This is a genomic window from Kribbella sp. NPDC056345, assembly GCF_042262745.1.
Taxonomy (GTDB): domain Bacteria; phylum Actinomycetota; class Actinomycetes; order Propionibacteriales; family Kribbellaceae; genus Kribbella.
Genome location: NZ_JBHJQQ010000007.1, coordinates 299,549 through 316,855, shown reverse-complemented (window position 1 = coordinate 316,855; position 17,307 = coordinate 299,549). Strand labels below are relative to the sequence as shown.

The 17,307-nt window shown below is 68.3% G+C and carries 21 protein-coding genes and 1 riboswitch; of the genes, 9 read left to right on the top strand and 12 right to left on the bottom strand.

Going from position 1 to position 17,307, the window contains the following annotated elements:
* Positions 1-74 precede the first annotated feature (74 nt).
* The 4 genes from ACFCV3_RS25790 to ACFCV3_RS25775 are packed head-to-tail and all read left to right on the top strand — an operon-like array spanning position 75 to position 2,550.
* Positions 75-770, top strand: coding sequence for a GntR family transcriptional regulator (locus tag ACFCV3_RS25790; RefSeq protein ID WP_132413387.1), 696 nt, complete (start codon positions 75-77; stop codon positions 768-770).
* Between the two features lie 25 nt (positions 771-795).
* Entirely contained in the window at positions 796-1,644 is an 849-nt protein-coding gene (locus ACFCV3_RS25785; protein WP_376033914.1) for a fumarylacetoacetate hydrolase family protein, read from the top strand.
* A 36-nt stretch (positions 1,645-1,680) separates the two neighbouring features.
* A complete protein-coding gene (locus ACFCV3_RS25780) occupies positions 1,681-2,295 on the top strand; it encodes a class I SAM-dependent methyltransferase (RefSeq protein WP_376033912.1) in 615 nt (204 codons plus the stop codon).
* 9 nt (positions 2,296-2,304) lie between these two features.
* Complete coding sequence (locus ACFCV3_RS25775) at positions 2,305-2,550, top strand: hypothetical protein (RefSeq protein WP_376033910.1); 246 nt, start codon at positions 2,305-2,307, stop codon at positions 2,548-2,550.
* Positions 2,551-2,603: 53 nt separating this feature from the next.
* On the opposite strand, the gene ACFCV3_RS25770 is transcribed toward ACFCV3_RS25775, so the two are convergent.
* The 4 genes from ACFCV3_RS25770 to ACFCV3_RS25755 all read right to left on the bottom strand — a co-directional run bounded on the left by ACFCV3_RS25770 (position 2,604) and on the right by ACFCV3_RS25755 (position 4,956).
* The gene (locus ACFCV3_RS25770) at positions 2,604-3,155 is read right to left on the bottom strand and encodes a histidine phosphatase family protein (protein ID WP_376033908.1); all 552 of its coding nucleotides are present in this window, start codon (positions 3,153-3,155) and stop codon (positions 2,604-2,606) included.
* Positions 3,152-3,901, bottom strand: coding sequence for a CbtA family protein (locus tag ACFCV3_RS25765; RefSeq protein WP_376033906.1), 750 nt, complete (start codon positions 3,899-3,901; stop codon positions 3,152-3,154). Before ACFCV3_RS25765 ends, ACFCV3_RS25770 begins: the two co-directional genes overlap by 4 nt.
* 4 nt (positions 3,902-3,905) lie before the next feature.
* On the bottom strand, positions 3,906-4,103 hold the full coding sequence (locus ACFCV3_RS25760) for a CbtB domain-containing protein (RefSeq protein WP_132413373.1): 198 nt from the start codon (positions 4,101-4,103) through the stop codon (positions 3,906-3,908).
* A gap of 52 nt (positions 4,104-4,155) precedes the next feature.
* Positions 4,156-4,220, bottom strand: a riboswitch (cobalamin riboswitch).
* An 85-nt stretch (positions 4,221-4,305) separates the two neighbouring features.
* Entirely contained in the window at positions 4,306-4,956 is a 651-nt protein-coding gene (locus ACFCV3_RS25755; protein WP_376033903.1) for a hypothetical protein, read from the bottom strand.
* Between the two features lie 121 nt (positions 4,957-5,077).
* On the opposite strand from ACFCV3_RS25755, the gene ACFCV3_RS25750 reads away from it, so the two are divergent.
* Entirely contained in the window at positions 5,078-5,719 is a 642-nt protein-coding gene (locus ACFCV3_RS25750; RefSeq protein WP_376033902.1) for a LysE family translocator, read from the top strand.
* On the opposite strand, the gene ACFCV3_RS25745 is transcribed toward ACFCV3_RS25750, so the two are convergent.
* The 4 genes from ACFCV3_RS25745 to ACFCV3_RS25730 all read right to left on the bottom strand — a co-directional run bounded on the left by ACFCV3_RS25745 (position 5,700) and on the right by ACFCV3_RS25730 (position 10,918).
* On the bottom strand, positions 5,700-7,070 hold the full coding sequence (locus ACFCV3_RS25745; RefSeq protein ID WP_376033900.1) for an MFS transporter: 1,371 nt from the start codon (positions 7,068-7,070) through the stop codon (positions 5,700-5,702). The genes ACFCV3_RS25750 and ACFCV3_RS25745 overlap by 20 nt on opposite strands.
* Positions 7,071-7,108: 38 nt before the next feature.
* Positions 7,109-7,477, bottom strand: coding sequence for a DUF1304 domain-containing protein (locus ACFCV3_RS25740; RefSeq protein WP_376033898.1), 369 nt, complete (start codon positions 7,475-7,477; stop codon positions 7,109-7,111).
* 12 nt (positions 7,478-7,489) lie between these two features.
* Complete coding sequence (locus ACFCV3_RS25735) at positions 7,490-8,386, bottom strand: phosphotriesterase (RefSeq protein WP_376034228.1); 897 nt, start codon at positions 8,384-8,386, stop codon at positions 7,490-7,492.
* A 924-nt stretch (positions 8,387-9,310) separates the two neighbouring features.
* A complete protein-coding gene (locus ACFCV3_RS25730; RefSeq protein ID WP_376033896.1) occupies positions 9,311-10,918 on the bottom strand; it encodes a DEAD/DEAH box helicase in 1,608 nt (535 codons plus the stop codon).
* Between the two features lie 177 nt (positions 10,919-11,095).
* On the opposite strand from ACFCV3_RS25730, the gene ACFCV3_RS25725 reads away from it, so the two are divergent.
* Positions 11,096-11,596 (top strand): DinB family protein, encoded by a 501-nt coding sequence (locus ACFCV3_RS25725; protein WP_376033894.1) that lies wholly within the window; start codon positions 11,096-11,098, stop codon positions 11,594-11,596.
* A gap of 1 nt (position 11,597) precedes the next feature.
* Here ACFCV3_RS25725 and ACFCV3_RS25720 read toward each other — a convergent pair whose 3' ends face one another.
* Genes ACFCV3_RS25720 through ACFCV3_RS25710 form a run of 3 tightly spaced genes read right to left on the bottom strand, consistent with a single transcriptional unit; the run spans position 11,598 to position 13,089 of the window.
* Positions 11,598-12,266, bottom strand: a complete 669-nt coding sequence (locus ACFCV3_RS25720; RefSeq protein ID WP_376033892.1) for a TetR family transcriptional regulator — start codon at positions 12,264-12,266, stop codon at positions 11,598-11,600.
* Positions 12,238-12,660: a thiol-disulfide oxidoreductase DCC family protein gene (locus tag ACFCV3_RS25715; protein WP_376033890.1), complete on the bottom strand. Its 423-nt coding sequence runs from the start codon at positions 12,658-12,660 to the stop codon at positions 12,238-12,240. The genes ACFCV3_RS25720 and ACFCV3_RS25715 overlap by 29 nt, the downstream gene beginning before the upstream one ends.
* Positions 12,661-12,663: 3 nt before the next feature.
* Complete coding sequence (locus ACFCV3_RS25710) at positions 12,664-13,089, bottom strand: hypothetical protein (protein ID WP_376033888.1); 426 nt, start codon at positions 13,087-13,089, stop codon at positions 12,664-12,666.
* 120 nt (positions 13,090-13,209) lie between these two features.
* On the opposite strand from ACFCV3_RS25710, the gene ACFCV3_RS25705 reads away from it, so the two are divergent.
* From ACFCV3_RS25705 to ACFCV3_RS25695, 3 genes are all read left to right on the top strand, one after another.
* Complete coding sequence (locus ACFCV3_RS25705) at positions 13,210-14,247, top strand: amidohydrolase family protein (RefSeq protein WP_376033886.1); 1,038 nt, start codon at positions 13,210-13,212, stop codon at positions 14,245-14,247.
* A 12-nt stretch (positions 14,248-14,259) separates the two neighbouring features.
* Positions 14,260-14,616, top strand: coding sequence for a YybH family protein (locus ACFCV3_RS25700; protein ID WP_376033884.1), 357 nt, complete (start codon positions 14,260-14,262; stop codon positions 14,614-14,616).
* Between the two features lie 150 nt (positions 14,617-14,766).
* On the top strand, positions 14,767-16,197 hold the full coding sequence (locus ACFCV3_RS25695) for an ankyrin repeat domain-containing protein (RefSeq protein WP_376033882.1): 1,431 nt from the start codon (positions 14,767-14,769) through the stop codon (positions 16,195-16,197).
* Here ACFCV3_RS25695 and ACFCV3_RS25690 read toward each other — a convergent pair.
* Positions 16,163-17,260, bottom strand: a complete 1,098-nt coding sequence (locus tag ACFCV3_RS25690) for a calcium:proton antiporter (RefSeq protein ID WP_376033880.1) — start codon at positions 17,258-17,260, stop codon at positions 16,163-16,165. The genes ACFCV3_RS25695 and ACFCV3_RS25690 overlap by 35 nt on opposite strands.
* Positions 17,261-17,307 lie beyond the last annotated feature (47 nt).

Genomic DNA, 17,307 nt, shown 5'->3' with positions numbered 1-17,307 from the left:
CACTGGAGCCGTCAAGACTCGTCGAGGTAACGATGCCGAGTCGGGCAGAATAGGGTCCTTCGGGAGGAGCGACTGTGACGGATGCGCATGTGGGTCTGGCGGGGCAGCTGGCCCGCCTGCCCCAGCGACAGGTGCTGAGTGACGACGTCTACGAGACCGTCAAGGGCCTGATCATGGACAGCGTGGTCGAGCCCGGCACCCGGCTGAACATCGACGCCCTGACCCGGGAGCTCGGGATCTCACAGACGCCGATCCGGGAGTCGCTGGCCCGGCTGGAGTCCGACGGCCTGGTGATCAAGGAGCCGCTGCGCGGTTACCGGGTGTCGTCGCGGCTGAGCCGGCCCGAGTTCGAGGACCTGTTCGAGTTCCGGCTGCACATCGAGCCCTGGGCAGCCGGTCGGGCCGCCGAGCGCGCCGGCACCGAGGACCTCGTCCGGCTGAAGGACGAGATGCTGAGCTACACCGACGTGCCGGACCGGCCGGCGTACGAGAGCTACCGGGCGATGGCGGCGCATGACCAGCGCTTCCACGACCTGGTGCTGGAGCTGTCCGGCAACGAGACCGCGCGGCTGTCCTTCGCCCGCACACACTGCCACCTGCACCTCTTCCGGCTGTACTACGGCGGTGGGATCGCGACAAAGGCGTTGCGGGAGCACAAGACCGTCGTGGCCGCCGTCCGCAAGGGCGACCCGGTGGAGGCGGCCGCGGCGATGCGGGCGCACATCGAGGCGTCCCGTGAGCGGCTGCGGCCGATGTTCGACCAAGAGTGATTCCGTCCTGAGGTAGGAGACACCTGTGGAACTGCTGCGCCTCGGCGCGGTCGGCGAGGAGCGCCCGTACGTGCGCGCCACCGACGGCACCGTCTACGACCTGAGCCCGCTCACCGCCGAGATCGACGGCGCCTTCCTGGCCGCCGACGGCATCGCCCGGACCCGTGCCGCACTGGAGGCCGGTGAGCTGACGGCAGCCGCCACGGACGGCCTGCGGGTCGGTGCGCCGATCGCGCACCCGGGTGCGGTCGTCTGCATCGGCATGAACTACGCGGCCCACGCGGCCGAGTCCGGCTCGGAGCCCCCGAAGCAGCCGATCGTGTTCTTCAAGCACCCGAACACCGTCGTCGGCCCGTACGACGAGGTCCTGGTCCCGCGCGGTTCGGCCAAGACCGACTGGGAGGTGGAGCTCGCCGTCGTCATCGGCAAGACCGCCCGGTACGTCGAGACCGACGAGGAGGCCCTCGCCTGTGTCGCCGGGTACGCCGTCTCGAACGACGTCTCCGAGCGTGCCTTCCAGATCGAGGAGTCGGGCGGCCAGTGGTCGAAGGGCAAGTGCTGTGAGACCTTCAACCCGCTCGGCCCGGGTCTCATCCCGGCCGACGAGGTCGACCCGGCGAACCTCGACCTCAAGTCCTGGGTGAACGGCGAGATCCGGCAGGACTCGAACACCCGCGACATGATCTTCTCCGTCGCCGCGCTGATCCGCGACGTCTCGCAGTACATGGTGCTGAGCCCCGGCGACATCCTGAACACCGGCACCCCGCAGGGCGTCGCCCTGTCCGGCCGCTTCCCGTACCTGTCCCCGGGTGACGTGATGGAGCTGGAGATCCAGGGTCTCGGCAAGCAGAAGCAGGCACTCGGCAAAGCCTGATCGAATTCTGTCGGCGCGGCCTCCTAGGGTCGCGCCATGACAGAAGCTCTGGAACGAATCCGGGAGTCGTACAACACGGTGGCGGTGTCGTACGCCGAGCGCGTGGTCGACGGTCCCGAGTGGGAGATCGAGGGATTCGACCTCGTGGCCGAGCAGGCGGCCGGCCGCCCGATCCTGGACGCCGGCTGTGGCCCCGGTCGCACCACCGCCATCCTCGCCGCGCGCACCGCCCTCCTCACCGAGCCCAGCCCGGTGATCGGGCTCGACCTCTCCCCCGGCATGCTCGCCGTCGCCCGTCGCGATCATCCCGAGCTCGACTTCCGCGTCGGCTCGATGACAGCACTCGAGTTCCCCGACGAGTCGTTCGGCGGGGTAGTGAGCTGGTGGTCGATCATCCATCTGCCGCGCGACGTCGTACCGCAGGCCCTAGCCGAGTTCCACCGCGTCCTCGCGCCTGGTGGGGTGCTGCTGATGGGCTTCCACGTCGGCGAGGAGTCCAACCACAAGACCTCCGGGTACGGCGACCTCCCGATGGACATCTGGGTGCATCGCTGGCTGCCGGAGCAGCTGACCGAACTGGCGGTCGCGGCAGGCTTCACGCCGTACCAGGACGCGGAAAACCCCGAGGACCGGCTCGTGTTCCGGAAGTAGGGTCGGGAAATGACTTCTCGCGTGCGGACCGTGACCTTCGACAGCCACAACCCCTACGAACTGGCCGGCTTCTGGCTCCAGGTCCTGCGCACCGAGCGCCCCGACGAGGACCACCCCGGCGATCCGTACGCGAGCGTCCCGCCGAAGGCAACGAGTTCTGCATCCTCCGAAGCGCCCCCGAACGCGCAGCAACCAACTGACCCTTCGGTTACAACTCGGGGCTGTGCACACCCTGTGGAGGCCTTCGACAGGTAATGCCTTGTTTCGTGCCACCAGTTCTTGTTCACGCCCCTCGTCCGCCACACCCGTCAGTGGAAGGCCAGGGACCAGCTGCCGGTGTGGTGGGAGAGGTTGACTGTGGCCAAGGGGCGGACGTCGACGTGGCGCAGCGACTCCGCGGGCGCGTCGAGTACGTAGAGGACGACCGCGCGGAAGACAGCAGGGTGTACGACGGCGAGCAGGGTGCTGCGTTCATCGTGGCGTTCCACGAGATCACCCAGCCAGTCGGCTACGCGGGTGATGACGTCGTTCTCGGTTTCGCCGCCTGGGGTGGCCGTGTGGGGGCGCTCCAGCCAGGCCGCGACGCCGGTGGGGTCGGCGGCCAGGAGGTCTTCCAGGTCGTGGCCGGACCAGGTGCCGTAGTCGCGGTCGCGGAGGGCGGACTCGATGGTTGGCGTGAGGCCGAGGGCTTCGGCGGTGCGGACGGCGGCCGGCTCGGGGCCGGTGTAGGTGGCGTCGGCCTCGAGTTTGAGTTCGCGGGCGGCTTCTACGCTTGCCGTGTCGGGCTCGGGCGCACCGCCGAGGACGAGGCCGCGCAGCGCGGGGGTCAGTGCGTGGGCGACCAGCGTCAACGAGCTCAAACAGACACCTTCTGTTCGGATGGCCGGCGGGCCACCGTGGCGGCGTACCCGAAACCGAGCAGGAGCCACAGCGTCGCCTGCGTACCGAGCGAGGCGAACCGGAACTGCCAGAGCAGCGTAGCGGGGAACGTGTCCGGAACCTCGTTGATCCGCGGCAGGATCAGGTACGCCGCCGCCACGGTCAGCACGAGTCCGGCGACACCACCGGCCAGCCGGGCCACTTCGCCGTACCGGGCGGTCCAGCGCGACAGCGCGACACCGGCCCAGACCGCGAGCAGGCCGATCACGATCGTCAGCAGGTAGGTGACGGTACGGCGGGTGATCGTCTCGGGATCACCCACGGCCGGTGGGTTCGGCGGGTACTTGAGGAACGGCACGAGCACGACGCCGATGAACCCGGCGGCGGCGAGGCCGAGGGCGGCGTACGCGTCGTTGCCGGTCCGGAGCTTGCGCCGGAGCAGGGTGAAGGCAACGGCGAAGATGCCACCCAGGGCGACACCGGACAGGCCGGTGGCCAGGAAGAGGCCGGCCTTCTGGCCATTACGGCTGACAAGGGGCTCTTCTTCGGCGGCGTGTTCATGCTCGCCGCCCTGGTCATGGGTGTGCGCGCCCGCGTTGGCCTCTTCGATCGCGATCGCGGCATCGACCCGCGGCTCGCCCATCACGTAAGCGAAGGTTCCGGCCAGCAGGCCGGCGAAGAGTCCGGCGATCAGGCCGCGCACCAGGAGTTGTCCGAAGGTGCGCATCTGATCAGTGGCAGGGCACGCCGAGGAGATGCCGGCCGTCGTGCATCAGCTCGTGCAGGTACATCCCCGACTGCGACACCGCCCCCTGGTCGAACCCGACCAGATAGGCGAGCAGCAGCAACAGACCGACGCTGAGCGCGGAAAGAACGAGTAACCGGGACGAGATCGCCGGTACGCCGACCGACTGGGCAGGAGCTGCCATCTGAACCTCCTGGGGAAGTGCGCGTCCCCTTCGAAAGGCTGCTGGTGCCCGAGCATCCTGACTCGCGAGCAAGCTCGCTCACAGTGGCGCGGCCGTGCCGGATTTTCACCGGCTTCCCTCGTGACATCGCAGTTGTCCCCCGAACCGTAGCCCGCTCCCCGCTGAGGGGTCAACGGACCGCGGTCCCGGGGTGACAATCACCTCAGTCGTAGAAGACAGTGAGCGCGGCGCTGGTGGCGCGGTACTTCTTCCAGTGGAACTGGTTGTTCTCGTCCAGGTTGCGCAGACCGAACGAGAGGAACGGCGACTGCAACGTGGCAGCCGCCTGGACGACCGACCGCAGGGCGTCGGTGGAGAACTGCAACTCCTGGTCCGGTTGTGAGCCGTAGGAACTACCGGACGCGGTGCCGGCCTGGGTCAGCCACGAGTCCGCCGAGTTTCCCCAGGTCAGTGGTACCGCCGGGTCGATGTCACGGACGTGGAACAGGTGCACCGGAGTTGGCGTGCCGGTGGCTGAGTGCGTCAGCAGGATGGTGAAGTAGGCATCCAGGATCGAGCGTCCCGCAAGGGCGGCTACCGGCACCCGGAAGAACGACCGCCAGACATTCGCCGGGTCCGAGCTGTACATGCGCCCGGTACGCGCAGCGTCACGAGCATCCCGATCCTCCACATCGGGGTCGCGTGGATTGACCACCCAGTAGGACTTGTCGGGCCGGTAGCTGGAGACATTGGTCCATTGGTCGATGGACAGCCGGATCGCCTGCGAGGCGCGGGCGGGGAGAGTGGCGGTAAGAGGGGCGGCAGCGGCCGCGGCAGCCAGTCCGAGGGCGGACCGGCGGGTGAGGGGCTTCATGATGGTGTCCCTTGGTCGTGAGGTGGGGACACCGTGACATCCGGCGGTGACGAGCTGAAGCTTTTCGAGACGGTTCGAATACTTCAGCCGGTGCAGGGGCGGACGATCTACAGTGGCGGGTATGCCTTCCGCTCAGCATCTGCTTGCGTTTGCGATTACTGCGTTGGTGATCATCGTCGTCCCCGGGCCCAGTGTGTTGTTCATCGTGGGGCGGGCGCTCGCGGTGGGGCGGCGTGAGGCCGTGTTGACGATGCTGGGGAACACGTTGGGTGCCTCGGTGATGCTGGTGCTGGTGGCGCTCGGGCTGGGCACGTTGATTGCGGCCAGCGCGGTGGCGCTCACCGTGGTGAAGCTGGTCGGAGCGGCGTACCTGATCTATCTCGGGGTGCATGCGTTCCGGACGCGGAAGTCCCTGGTGGCGGCGATGACCGGGGCCGCGAAGCCTGGCACGACAAGTCGAACGGTGCGGCAGGGGTTTCTGGTCGGGATCACGAACGCCAAGACCGCGGTTTTCTTCGCCGCCGCGTTGCCCCAGTTCGTGGATCAGCGGGCGGGCAGCCCGGCCTGGGCGCAGATCCTGGTACTCGGCCTGATCTTCATCACGATCGCCCTGCTGTCCGACAGCCTGTGGGCGGTCGTGGCCGGTACGGCGCGGGAGTGGTTCGCCCGTTCACCGCGCCGGCTCGAGTTCGTCGGTGGGACCGGCGGCCTGATGATCATCGGCCTCGGCGCCGGGATCGCGGTCAGCGGGACGAAGGAGTAGTCCGCCGCGCCGCTTGGACCCCGACCAGAGCCAGTACGGCGGGGAGTCCGAAGGCGACCAGATAAGCGGTGACCGGGGAGCGCGGCTCGATCGCCGCGAAGAGCGAGCCGCCGACTGCCAGGACCGTTGCCGTGGACAACGAGTCGCTGAGTTGCAGGGCAGAACTGTTCGCACCCTGCTCGGCACGCTCGGAGTACTCGAGCACCAGCACCGACAGCGTCGGGAAGACCGTTCCCATCCCGAACCCGGCCAGGCCCCAGCCCAGGATGCCGACCACGACCGGTACCTCCGGGTGCAACGTCAGGACGGCGATCCCGATCCCGAGCACGATCGCGATCATCCCCACCTGCAGGAACACCTCCGGACCGAACCGGTGGTTCGGCCGGCCCCGCCACCACGACGCGAGCGTCCAGCTCACCCCACTCACCGTGAGCACCAGCCCCGCGAACGCCGGTGACAGCCCACGCTCCCGAGTCAGCATCAGCGGCAGGAACACCTCCGCGCCGAAGCCGGCCGCCGCGACCAACCCCCGCAGCGCGATCACCGACGGCAGTCCCCGCCCAAGCACGAACGTCCCCCGCGGGAGCAGCCTCGGCGCGAACACCACGATCGCGGCCAGCCCGGCCGTGAGCAGCGCGATCTGCAGTACGCCGTGCTGCTGCCCGCCGAAGTTCAAGGCGCCGACGCCGATGGCAGCCCCGATGGCCAGCAGTGCCTGCTTGTTCCACAGCCGCCCCTGACGAACGTCGTACCGGTCTCCGCGGGCCAGGCCGGGACGCATCACGAAGGCCGCCGGAATCGCCAGCACCGGTACGGCGAGGAACACGATCCGCCAATTCGTGTGCTCCACGATCAGCCCCGCGATCGCCGGGCCGACCAGGGACGGCACCACCCAACCGGTCGCGAACGCGGCGAAGATCCGCGGGCGGAGAATCGCCGGGTAGAGCTGCCCGACAACGACGTACAAGGCAACAGTGAGCAGGCCTGAGCCGAAGCCCTGGATGATCCGGCCGGCGACCAGGACCTCCATACTCGGCGCGAGCCCGGCGATCACCAGGCCGCCGAGGAACCAGGCGGTCCCGTGCCAGAGCGGGCGAGTCGGGCCGCGCAGGTCACTCCAGGTGCCGGAGACAACCATCCCGACCACGCCGGCAGCCAGCGGGCCGCCGAACGCGAGCGCGTAGAGGTACAGGCCGTCGAGCGCCTGGGCGACGGTCGGCATCGCGGTCGTGACGGCCAGGTTCTCGAAGGCGACGAGCGTGATCAGCGCGACCATGCCGATCGTCAGCGCCCGGTACCGCGGGGACAGCACACCTGGAGTCGTCATGGCCGGTTCAGCAGTCGTGATCATGCCGAACACCTTCTGACTTCAAGTGCACTTGAAGTCAATCAGAGCGCGGCAGCGAGCACCAGAGCGAGGATCGGCGGCAGGGCCTGAGTGGCCGCGGCCTGAACCATCCGACGGTCGGAGGCGACCAGCACGATGCCCGCACCGGCCATGCAGGCGCAGCTGAAGAGCGCGATCGCATGGCCCTTGTCGCCGCCCGCAATCAGCCCGCCGAGCGCACCGGCCGCCAGGAACAGGTTGTAGAACCCCTGGTTGAACGCCCACGGCCGGGCGGCGTTCATCTCGGTCTCGTCCTTGACCAGGAACCGCTGGTACGTGCTCGGCTTGCGGAACAGCACGCTCTCCATGACAAAGATCGCGACATGGAACAACCCGGCAACCACCACGAAGACCTGTGCGACGACGCTCATGGCCGAACCGTACTACCAGGCGAACGCTCGGGCCGGATTAGTCCGGAAGATCGCCTCCGCCGTGTCGGCGCCGAACTCACGCGTGATCCGCGGCCGAAGCGCGGTCAGCAGGAACGACATCCCCGGCCCCTCACCAGTCGCGCCCCGAGCCTTCGCGGTCGTCGTGTCCCCGCCGAGCAGCAGCCGATCGCCGTACCCGCCGTCGATGAGCCCAGCCAGACAGTCGAGCAGGTGCGGATCAGTCGCGTTGTTCGCCCGAGACGGCCCATCGAACGCCAGCCACGCACCGCGCTTGGCCAGCTCACCGTGCGCACGCTGGTCCGGAAAGCGATTGAGATGCCCGAGGATGACGCTTCCAGGCGGTACGCCGAGGGTGTCGACCAGCAGGTCCAGTACGGCGTCGGCCGCGGACCCGAGCTCGTGATGGACGGCGATCGGTGCGCCGGTCGCGTGATGCGCCTCCGCGGCGGCGTGCATCACGAACCGCGCATGCTCGTCGAGCCGATGGAATCCACCGGCCACCTTGATCAGCCCGGCCCGGATCGAACTGTTGCCGATGCCAACGATCAGCTCATCACGAAAGATCTCCGCAAGCCGCGGCCGCACCTTCGCAACGAACCCCGCCGGGTAGTGCTCGGCCCGATGCAGACCAGTCGCTGCAATCAGCGAAACCCCAACCCGGGTTGAGATCCCAGGCAGTTCGGCAGCTCGCCGATTCAACCCGTACGGCGTCCATTGCACGATCGCCTGCCCACCCGCAGCAGCGAACGCGCCAACCTCCGCCAGCGCCGCGTCCACATCATCCAGCTCCTGCCCGGGCAACATCGCCGACCGGAAGAACAGATGATCATGCGAGTCACAAACCCCCAGCTCCGCAGGCGCAAGCTCCCCCACCACAGTCCGAATCATCACCACCCCAACCTAAACCCGCGCCAGCTAGCGGGGGCGTGGACACCGCATCGCGGGCGTGAACAAGGAATAACGTGTTCCCGCCCACCGCTTCCTGTCCAAACCCCCGATTCCCGGCTCGGCCGGGGGCGGCACGCGCCTTCGCCGTACTGCGGTCAGCTACTGGGGAGTGTGGACATCTAGTGGGATGTCCGCCCCCGGTGTCCGGCCCACGGCAATTTGATGGGTTCCCCCATGAGGCGCACCACCACGAGAACCCGCTACGCGGTGGGTTCACCTATCAAATGGGAGGTTCCCGTACCGGATTCCGGGGTGGGAACCTCCCACCCGGTGGGTTCACCCACCAAATGCGGTGGTTCTGCGGAGTGTGGCTGCCGGTATTTGGCGGTACGGCTCCGATGATCGCCAGGCTTGTGGCCTCGGGCGGCCGAATGGGCCTTCGGGCGGGCGGATCCGGCGGCTGGGCTGGATGACTGCTGCTGTCTCTCCCCACCGCGGCTGTCTCCCCACCGCGGCTGTCTTTCCCCATTGCGGCGGGTCAGCTGGCAGGCCTCCGCACTCTCCGGCGCCAGTCATAGCCCGGAAGCTCAAGCAAGGGGCACCGCGGTCACCGACCGCACCATCCCGCCCAGCCACAGACCCGGCCAGCCACACCACTTTTCTAACGCCGGCCGCAGCGGTGAGCAACCACCGCCGTACGAACCCGGCCGCATCCGAGCGCACCGCCACCCGGGCCGACGTACAAACTCCCACCCACCAAGCAGCGGACCCTCACTTGTGGCCGGGGACAGCGGGCGGTGGGCGGGGACAGGTCATTCCTTGTCTCAGCCCACCAGTTCTTGTCTCAGGCCACCACAAGTGGGCCGGGAACAGGGCGCGCCCCCGGGCGAGGTGCTCGGGGGCGCGGGGTTGCCGGTGGTGGCGTCAGGCAGCTTGTTTGCGGGGGCCGCGGCGACGGCGGCCGCCACGGGAGGCGGACGGGCTGTCGCCGGGGCGGGTGGCGGTCGACTTGGCGACCGTACGGGTGCCAGTGCCTCCGCCTGCGGTGCGGGTTGAACCGCCGCCTGCGGTGCGGTTCTGGGTACTGCCACCAGCCGCGCGAGCGCGGCCGCCGCCGTTGCCTCGACCTCGGCCGCGGCCACCGCCAGATGAGGTGGCGGCTGCGGTGACGACGATCTTGGCGGGCTCGACGAAGGTGCGCTCGCCGGGGGCGAGCTCGGCGAGCAGCGGGTCGCCGATCGTGAGCTTGGTGGTCGTGGGGGCGATGCCGGCCTTGCGGGTCAGGTCGCGCACGTCGCGGACCTGGTCGTCGGTCATCAGCGTGATGACCGTGCCCTCGGCACCCGCGCGGGCCGTGCGGCCGGAGCGGTGCAGGTAGGCCTTGTGCTCGACCGGCGGGTCGGCGTGGATGACGAGGGTGATGTCGTCGACGTGGATTCCGCGCGCGGCGATGTCGGTCGCGACCAGCGTCTTCGCCGTACCGGCCGAGAACGCCTCGAGGTTGCGCGTCCGCGCACCCTGCGACAGGTTGCCGTGCAACTCCACCGCCGGTACGCCGGAAGCGATCAGCTTCTTGGTGAGCGACTTCGCGCCGTACTTCGTGCGAGTGAAGACGAGCGTGCGGCCCGGTGCGGCGGTCAGGTCGACCAGGACCGGGAGCCGGCTGTCGGACTTCACGTGCAGCACGTGGTGGGTCATCTTCGAGACCGGCGACTGTGCCGAGTCGACGCTGTGCGTGACCGGGTTCGTCATGAAGCGCTGGACCAGGACGTTGACGCCCGCGTCCAGCGTGGCCGAGAACAGCAGCCGCTGGGCCTTGGCCGGCGTCGCCTCGAGGATCCGGCGGACGGCGGGCAGGAAGCCCAGGTCGGCCATGTGATCGGCCTCGTCGAGGATGGTGATCTCCACCGCATCGAGCTTCACGTTGCCGGACTTGAGGTGGTCCTCCAGGCGGCCGGGGCAGGCGACGACGATGTCGACGCCCTTGCGCAGCCCGGTCGTCTGCGGGCCGTGGCCGACGCCGCCGAAGATCGTCATCGTGCGCAGTTCGAGCACATCGGCCAGCGGCTGGATCGAGGCCTGGATCTGGGTGGCCAGCTCCCGCGTCGGCGCCAGGATCAGTGCTCGCGGGGACTTCGACTGCCGCTTGTTGCCGCGCAGGTACAGGCGCGCCAGCAGCGGCAGCACGAAGGCGTAAGTCTTGCCGGAGCCGGTCCGGCCGCGGCCGAGAACGTCCTTGCCGGCCAGCGAATCCGGCAGCGTCGCCGCCTGGATCGGGAAGGGTTTGGTCACCCCGGTCGCGGCGAGCGCCGTGACCAGAGCATCCGGTACGCCGAGATCGGCGAAGGTCAGGTCGTCCGGAACCTCGAGCGGAATCACCGAGTCGTACTCCGAAGCAGTGACCGAGCCGTTGCTCTGAGCAACATTCCCGTCGGTCTTCTTCGCGGCCGGACGCCGGCGCCGCGGCGGGCGGGAGGACGAAGCGGAAGTGGACGTGTTCGTGGCTTGCGTAAAGGGGCGGCGGGCCGCCATAGGTACTCCAAAAATCGTGGGGTCGTCCTGCCCGGCGCGGCCGTCATCGGCCGCGGCGCTTGGGGGTCGACTGCGAGCACCTCTGTCACAGAGTGCTCCTGGCCCGAGGCAGAACTGGGCGGGCCGTCACAGTCAGTGTACGGCACCGGAGGTCCTTCCCCCAGCTAGTTTGTCCCGGTGACCCGAACAGACCCGCCGAACGCCGCTCCCGAACGCGAGTTGCTGCAGGGATTTCTCGACTACCACCGGCAGACATTGCTGCTCAAAGTGAGCGGTCTGAGCGGGGAGGAGCTGGTACGGCGCAGTGTGGAGCCGTCCAGCATGTCCCTGCTCGGCTTAGTGCGCCATCTCACGGAAGTCGAGCAGTACTGGTTCAAGACCTGCCTGGCCGGCGAGGCGGTCCCGGATCTCTACTGGACGGCTGAGAACCCCGATGGGGACTTTGATCTCGCCGACGCCGCCGAGGCGGAGAAGGACCTGCAGACGTACGCGGACGCCGTACAAGAGTCTGACGCGATCGCGATGCGCTACGCCCTCGATGACACGTTCCGACGGCCGCGCCGCGAGGGTGAATACAGCTTGCGGTGGCTCTACATTCACCTGATCGAGGAGTACGCACGGCACAACGGCCACGCGGATCTGCTGCGCGAACGCATCGACGGCAGCACCGGCGAATAGGTCAGGGCTTGATCGCTCGGATCAGTCCGACGATGTCGTTGACCACTCCACGCACACCCGGGATCCGGGTCAGCCGCAGCAGCCGGTCGACCAGTGGCACCGAGCGGTCGATCAACAGGTTGGTACGGCGAAGGCCCTCGCTGTCGTCGTGCACCCAGAACAGCACGATCCCCATGTGCAGTAGCCACAACAGCTCTGGCAGCTCAGCCGCCAGCTCTGGCGAGAGCTTGAGGTCCGAGCCCGCGACCACCTGACGGAAGATCTCCACACTCGCATCCCGGGCCGGCTGCGACTCCGTGCTGAACGGCGACAGCGGACTCTTCGGATCCGCCGCCGTCTTGAAGAACGTCCCCGCGAACTCGTGGTACGGCGCCGACACGTCCAGCCAAACCCGCAGTACGGCGGTCAGCCGCGCGGCGAACGACTTCTCACCCGCCAGGACGGCTTGGACCGCCTCCCGGTGTTGCTCCTGCAGGTGGTCGTAGTACGCCTGCATCAGATGGTCTTTGGAGCCGAAGTAGTAGTAGGCGTTGCCGACCGAGACCCCCGCCTCGGTCGCGATCGCCCGCATCGTCGTCTTGCCGTACCCCTGCTCGCGAAACAACCGCAACGCCGTCGACAGGATCAACTCACGCGTCTGCTCACCCTTGGTGGTCGCACCGTCCGTCACAGCCGTCAGCGTAGTCACCCCCACCCCGATCCATCGTGAACCGCCGCAACCCAGCCACCGCCTGGATCATCCCCCGCGCCACCGGCCGCATCGCTGGAGAGGCGAGCCGGATCGCCATCGGCCGGTGCTCGAAGGTTGTCCACAGGCAGACGATCCAGGCCCGATCGCCGACGTACACGGACCCGTCGTCGGCGATCACCGTCACCTCGCGCAGCGTGGCCGCGTGGTCCAGATCGGGGTAGAGCGCCCGCGCTTGCGCCGACCCCGCCGCGACGAACCGCGTGCGCACCACCCCTCCCTGGCCGTCCGGAGCCGGCGCCTGCACCGCCAACCAGTCCTTGAACCGGCGGCACAGGCCACACTGCGCGTCGTACAGAACCGTCAGCTCCCGCATGGGTCAGTAGCCGTAGTTCAGGGGCGGTTCGGGCTGGGGAGCCAGTACGGCGTTCGCCGGGACCGGGGGTGTGGTCAGGCGCTCGGCCTGGCTGCGCCTGCGGATCTTGTTGAAGACCCACACGTTCGCCAGGTGGATGCAGCCGAGCATCAGCATCACGATGCCGAGCTTCACGCTCAGCGCCTCGAACACCCCGCTGGCATTCAGCACCGGGTCCTTCGACCGCAGGAACAGCGTCACGAACCCGAGGTTGAGCAGATAGAACCCGACCACGAGCAGCCGGTTCACCGCATCGGCGAAGGCCTCGTTGCCGTCGAACACGTCCACCAGGAAGATCCGCCCGTTGTGGCTCAGCGTGCGGGCCACCCAGATCGTCAGCGGTACGGCGACCGCCAGATAGGTCAGGTACGTCGTCACAGTCATGTTCATGTCGTTCCCTCACAAGTTGAACACGTTCAAATCATCGTAGGTCGAGCGTAGACCCAGCTTTTGAACATGTTCAAGTAGAACGCTCCGTGAGCTGCACCTCACCCGGGGGAGGATGGGTGGATGACGAGCTGGGTGTTCGAAGGAACCGTCCTGCCCGCGGGTGACAGCACCCGAGTGACCGTTGGTTCGGGCGATCCTGAGCGCCTCCCCGGGCGGTTCGCCGTACCGGGGCTGGTTGACTCGCATTGCCATTTGACGCTGGGGGCCGGTGCGGACGGGTGGCCGGCGTTGTTCGGGGCTGACTTCGCGCGGGCGCGGCTCGACGAGCTGGCGGTCGCGGGAGTGAGCGCGGTGCGGGACGTCGGGGGCAATCGGTCGGTCACGCTGAAGCTGGCGACGACCGAGGACGACGGCCGGCCGGTCGTGATCGCGGCCGGGCGCTTCCTGGCTCCGGAGGGTCGTTACTTCGCGGCTGCGCATGAGCCGGTCGCGCCCGAGGAGTTGCTGGCCGCGGTCGAGACCGAATTGGCCGACGGCGCAACCTGGCTGAAGCTCGTCGCCGACTTCCCCGAGGTCGGTCCGGACGGGCCGATCCGCGGCAGCGTGATGGCGCAGACCTACGAGACCGACCTGATCCAGGCGATGGTCGAGCTCGCGCACAGCCGAGGTGCGCGGGTGGCCGCGCACTGCACCACCGACATCGCCGGCGAACTGATCCGGGTCGGAGTCGACTCGATCGAGCACGGCACGGCACTCACCGAGCAGGATCTGCAGGCCCTAGGCGCCCGCGGCGGCGCCTGGACGCCGACCCTCTGCGCCTCGGTCGGAGAGAGTCCCAGCGAAACACCGGAACAGCGAGACCGCCGCCTGGCTCGCTCCGAACAGGCTGCCGCGATGCTCGCCCTCGCCGACCGGTACGGCGTCCGCGTGCTGGCCGGTTCCGACGTGGTCGGCTCAGTTGCGGGTGAGGTCGACCTGCTCGTGAAGCACGGCCTGACTGTCACCCAGGCACTGGTCGCCGCCTCCACCGGAGCGCAGGAGTACCTCGGGCTGACCGGCGACGGGAACCTCGTCACGTACGACGCCGATCCGCGCGAGCACCCGGAAATCCTCGCGACCCCGGCGAGCGTCGTACTGAACGGGAACCGGATCGCTTGAGACGATGCCGGTATGCGGGAGAAGGATCTGGACCGGTGGGTGACGAAGTACCGCAAGGCCTGGGAGTCGAACGACCCGGCCGATGTGGAGGCGCTGTGGACCGAGGACGCCGCGTGGTACCGGCGGCCGGACGAGGACCCAGTGGTCGGGCGGGCCGCGATCGTGGAGGCCTGGGCGGAGGTCGCGGACGCGCCGGGTGAGACGGCATTCGAGTACGAGGTGCTCGGCTTCGGTGACGGGGTCGGGTTCGTACGCTGCTGGACGACGTACCTGACCGAGCCACCGGGTGAGTTCAGCAACCTGTGGGTGATCCGGTTGACCAAGGACCGGGCGCACGAGTTCACGGAATGGTGGATGGAGAAGCCTTGATGGGTTACTGTTTTCGGTAGGCGCTCAGGGTGCCTCCGGTCCGCGGGAAGGGCTCAGCCCACCTGAATGTCTTGAAGTTGGTGCCGTTGTTCACACCTCCTTTCTCGCCTGTCGACGCGGACAGCAGGCTCGCAGAGAGGAGGTCGGCCAATGCCGACCCGTAATCTTCCGAACGACCCGCATCTGGATCACCTGCGCAAGCAGGCCAAACGGCTCCTGTCCGAGGTCCAGGCCGGCGACCCGGCCGCTGTTGCCCTGGCCGACGAGTTCCATCCGGTCAGCACGCTGGCCGAGGCTCAGCTGGTGATCGCCCGCAGCTACGGATTCCCCAGCTGGCCGCGGATCGTGCATCACCTCGAGCTGGTCGGCCGCTACAGCCGATCCCCGCATCGCCAGTCGATTGGTGGTCCACTGGACACTCCCGAGCAGCGTGCCGACGAGTTCCTCAAGCTGGCGACGCTGCACTACGGGCAGGACGATCCGGCCCGGCAGCATGCGGCCCGTTCACTGCTCCCTGAAGTTGCCCACAGCAACATCTACACGATGGTCGTCGCAGGCGAGATCGACGCCGTAGGGCGGAATCTCAGCCAGGCAAGGGCAGAGGGCGGACCGTACCGGTGGGAACCGTTGCTCTATCTCACCTACAGCCGCATCGACGCACCGAACCAGGTGGAGATCGCGCGGCTGCTCCTGGAGAACGGCGCCGATCCGAACGCGGGTTATCTGTGGCAGGGCATGCCCTCGCCGTTCACCGCACTGACCGGCGTCTTCGGGCGCGGCGAGGGCGACCAGCCACCACATCAGAATCGGGTCGAGCTGGCTCGGTTGCTCCTCGAGGCCGGTGCGGATCCGAACGACAGCCAGACCATGTACAACTGCGGTCCGGGCTGTCCCCCGCCGTACGACGATGTGCACTTGGAACTGCTGCTCGAGTTCGGGCTGGGCCGGGGTGACGGTGGTCCGTGGCACGAGCGGATGACGACGGCACATCCGACACCGCAGCAACTGCTCGAGGACGAGCTGGTGTTCGCCTCGTCCGAAGGTCTACTGCATCGGGTCGAGCTGGTGCTTGCCCAGGGCACCGATCCGGAAGGGCGCGGCACGGAACACCCGGTCTTCTGCGGGCATCGGGCGTACGAACTTGCTGCTGTCCAAGGGCATACCGAGATCGCGGAGCTCCTGCGCGCTCACGGGGCGGCACCGCTGGACGACGTACATGAGGTGTACGCCGCCGCCTGGCGCGGGGAGTCGCGCTCAGTTGATGCCGCCCTTGCTGCCCGAGCGGTCGCTCGCAATCCGCATCTGGTCATGCGGGCCGCCGAGACCGGGCGGACCGAGGCGCTGGAACCCTTGCAGCGCTTGGGATTCGACGTGAACCACATGGCCGGCGCTGCGCCGATCCATCGGGCCGCGCTTAACGGTCACCTGGAAACAGTCCAGCGGCTGGTCGAGCTCGGCGCCGATCCGGAGCTGCGCGATCCGTCGTACGACGGCGATGCGCTGAGCTGGGCCGAGCACAATCAGCAGAAGGCCGTGGCCGACTACCTCAGGGGCTTACGGCTAGGAACAGGAAGGCGCTGAACACCATCAGGTGAACGGCGCCCTGCAACAGGGTGGCTTTGCCGGTGGCGAGGGTGATGGTGCTGACCGCGACAGTCAGCGCGAACAGCACGATCTCCTTGCCGCCGAGCCCGAGCACGAGCGGGCCGTCCAGCCAGATCGAGGCGATCCCGATCGCCGGGATGGTCAGGCCGATGCTGGCCAGGGCCGAGCCGAGCGCCAGGTTCACGCTGGTCTGGAGGCGGTTGCGGAGGGCCGCGCGCACAGCCGCAACCGTCTCCGGCAGCAGCACGAGCAGTGCGATGACAACGCCGACCACCGCGAGCGGGGCGCCGGCTGACTCGACTGCGGATTCCAGCTTCGGCGAGACCGTCTTGGCCAGTCCGACCACAGCGACCAGGCAGACGAACAGCAGGCCGAGGCTGATCAGCGCGACCTTCCCGCTCGGGGCATCCGCGTGATGTTCCTCCTCGTCCGCTGCGTTGTCCGAGACCGGGAGGAAGTAGTCACGGTGCCGGACGGTCTGCACGAAGACGAAGACGCCGTACATGACGAGCGAGACCACGCCCGCGAAGGCCAGCTGCGGTCCGCTGAACCGGGGCCCGGACGCACTCGTCGTGAAGGTCGGCAGCACCAGGCTGAGCGTGACCAGCGCGGTCATCACCGCGAGCGCGCCGCTCGACGCATGGACCCGGAACTCCTGGACGTGGTGCTTCAGGGAACCGACGACGAGCGCCAGGCCGAGGATGCCGTTGCAGGTGATCATCACCGCGGCGAACACGGTGTCGCGCGCCAGTGACGCGGCCTTGTCACCGCCGGACGCCATCAGCGTGACGATCAGCGCGACCTCGATGATCGTCACGGCGAGTGCGAGGATCAGGGTGCCGAAGGGTTCCCCGACGCGGTGCGCGACGACCTCGGCGTGGTGGACGGCCGCGATCACTGCGGCGCCGAGACCGGCGCAGACCAGGATCAGCAGAATCGCACCGAGATCGCGGCCCCAGGACAGGACCAGGACGACGAAGGCGAGCGGGGGCACGGCCAGACTCCAGCGCGGCAACCCATGGACCACGGAGTTTGTCATCCCCAGCAATTCTATGGGCTCCAGCGTAAATGGCTTGGCACCTGCCG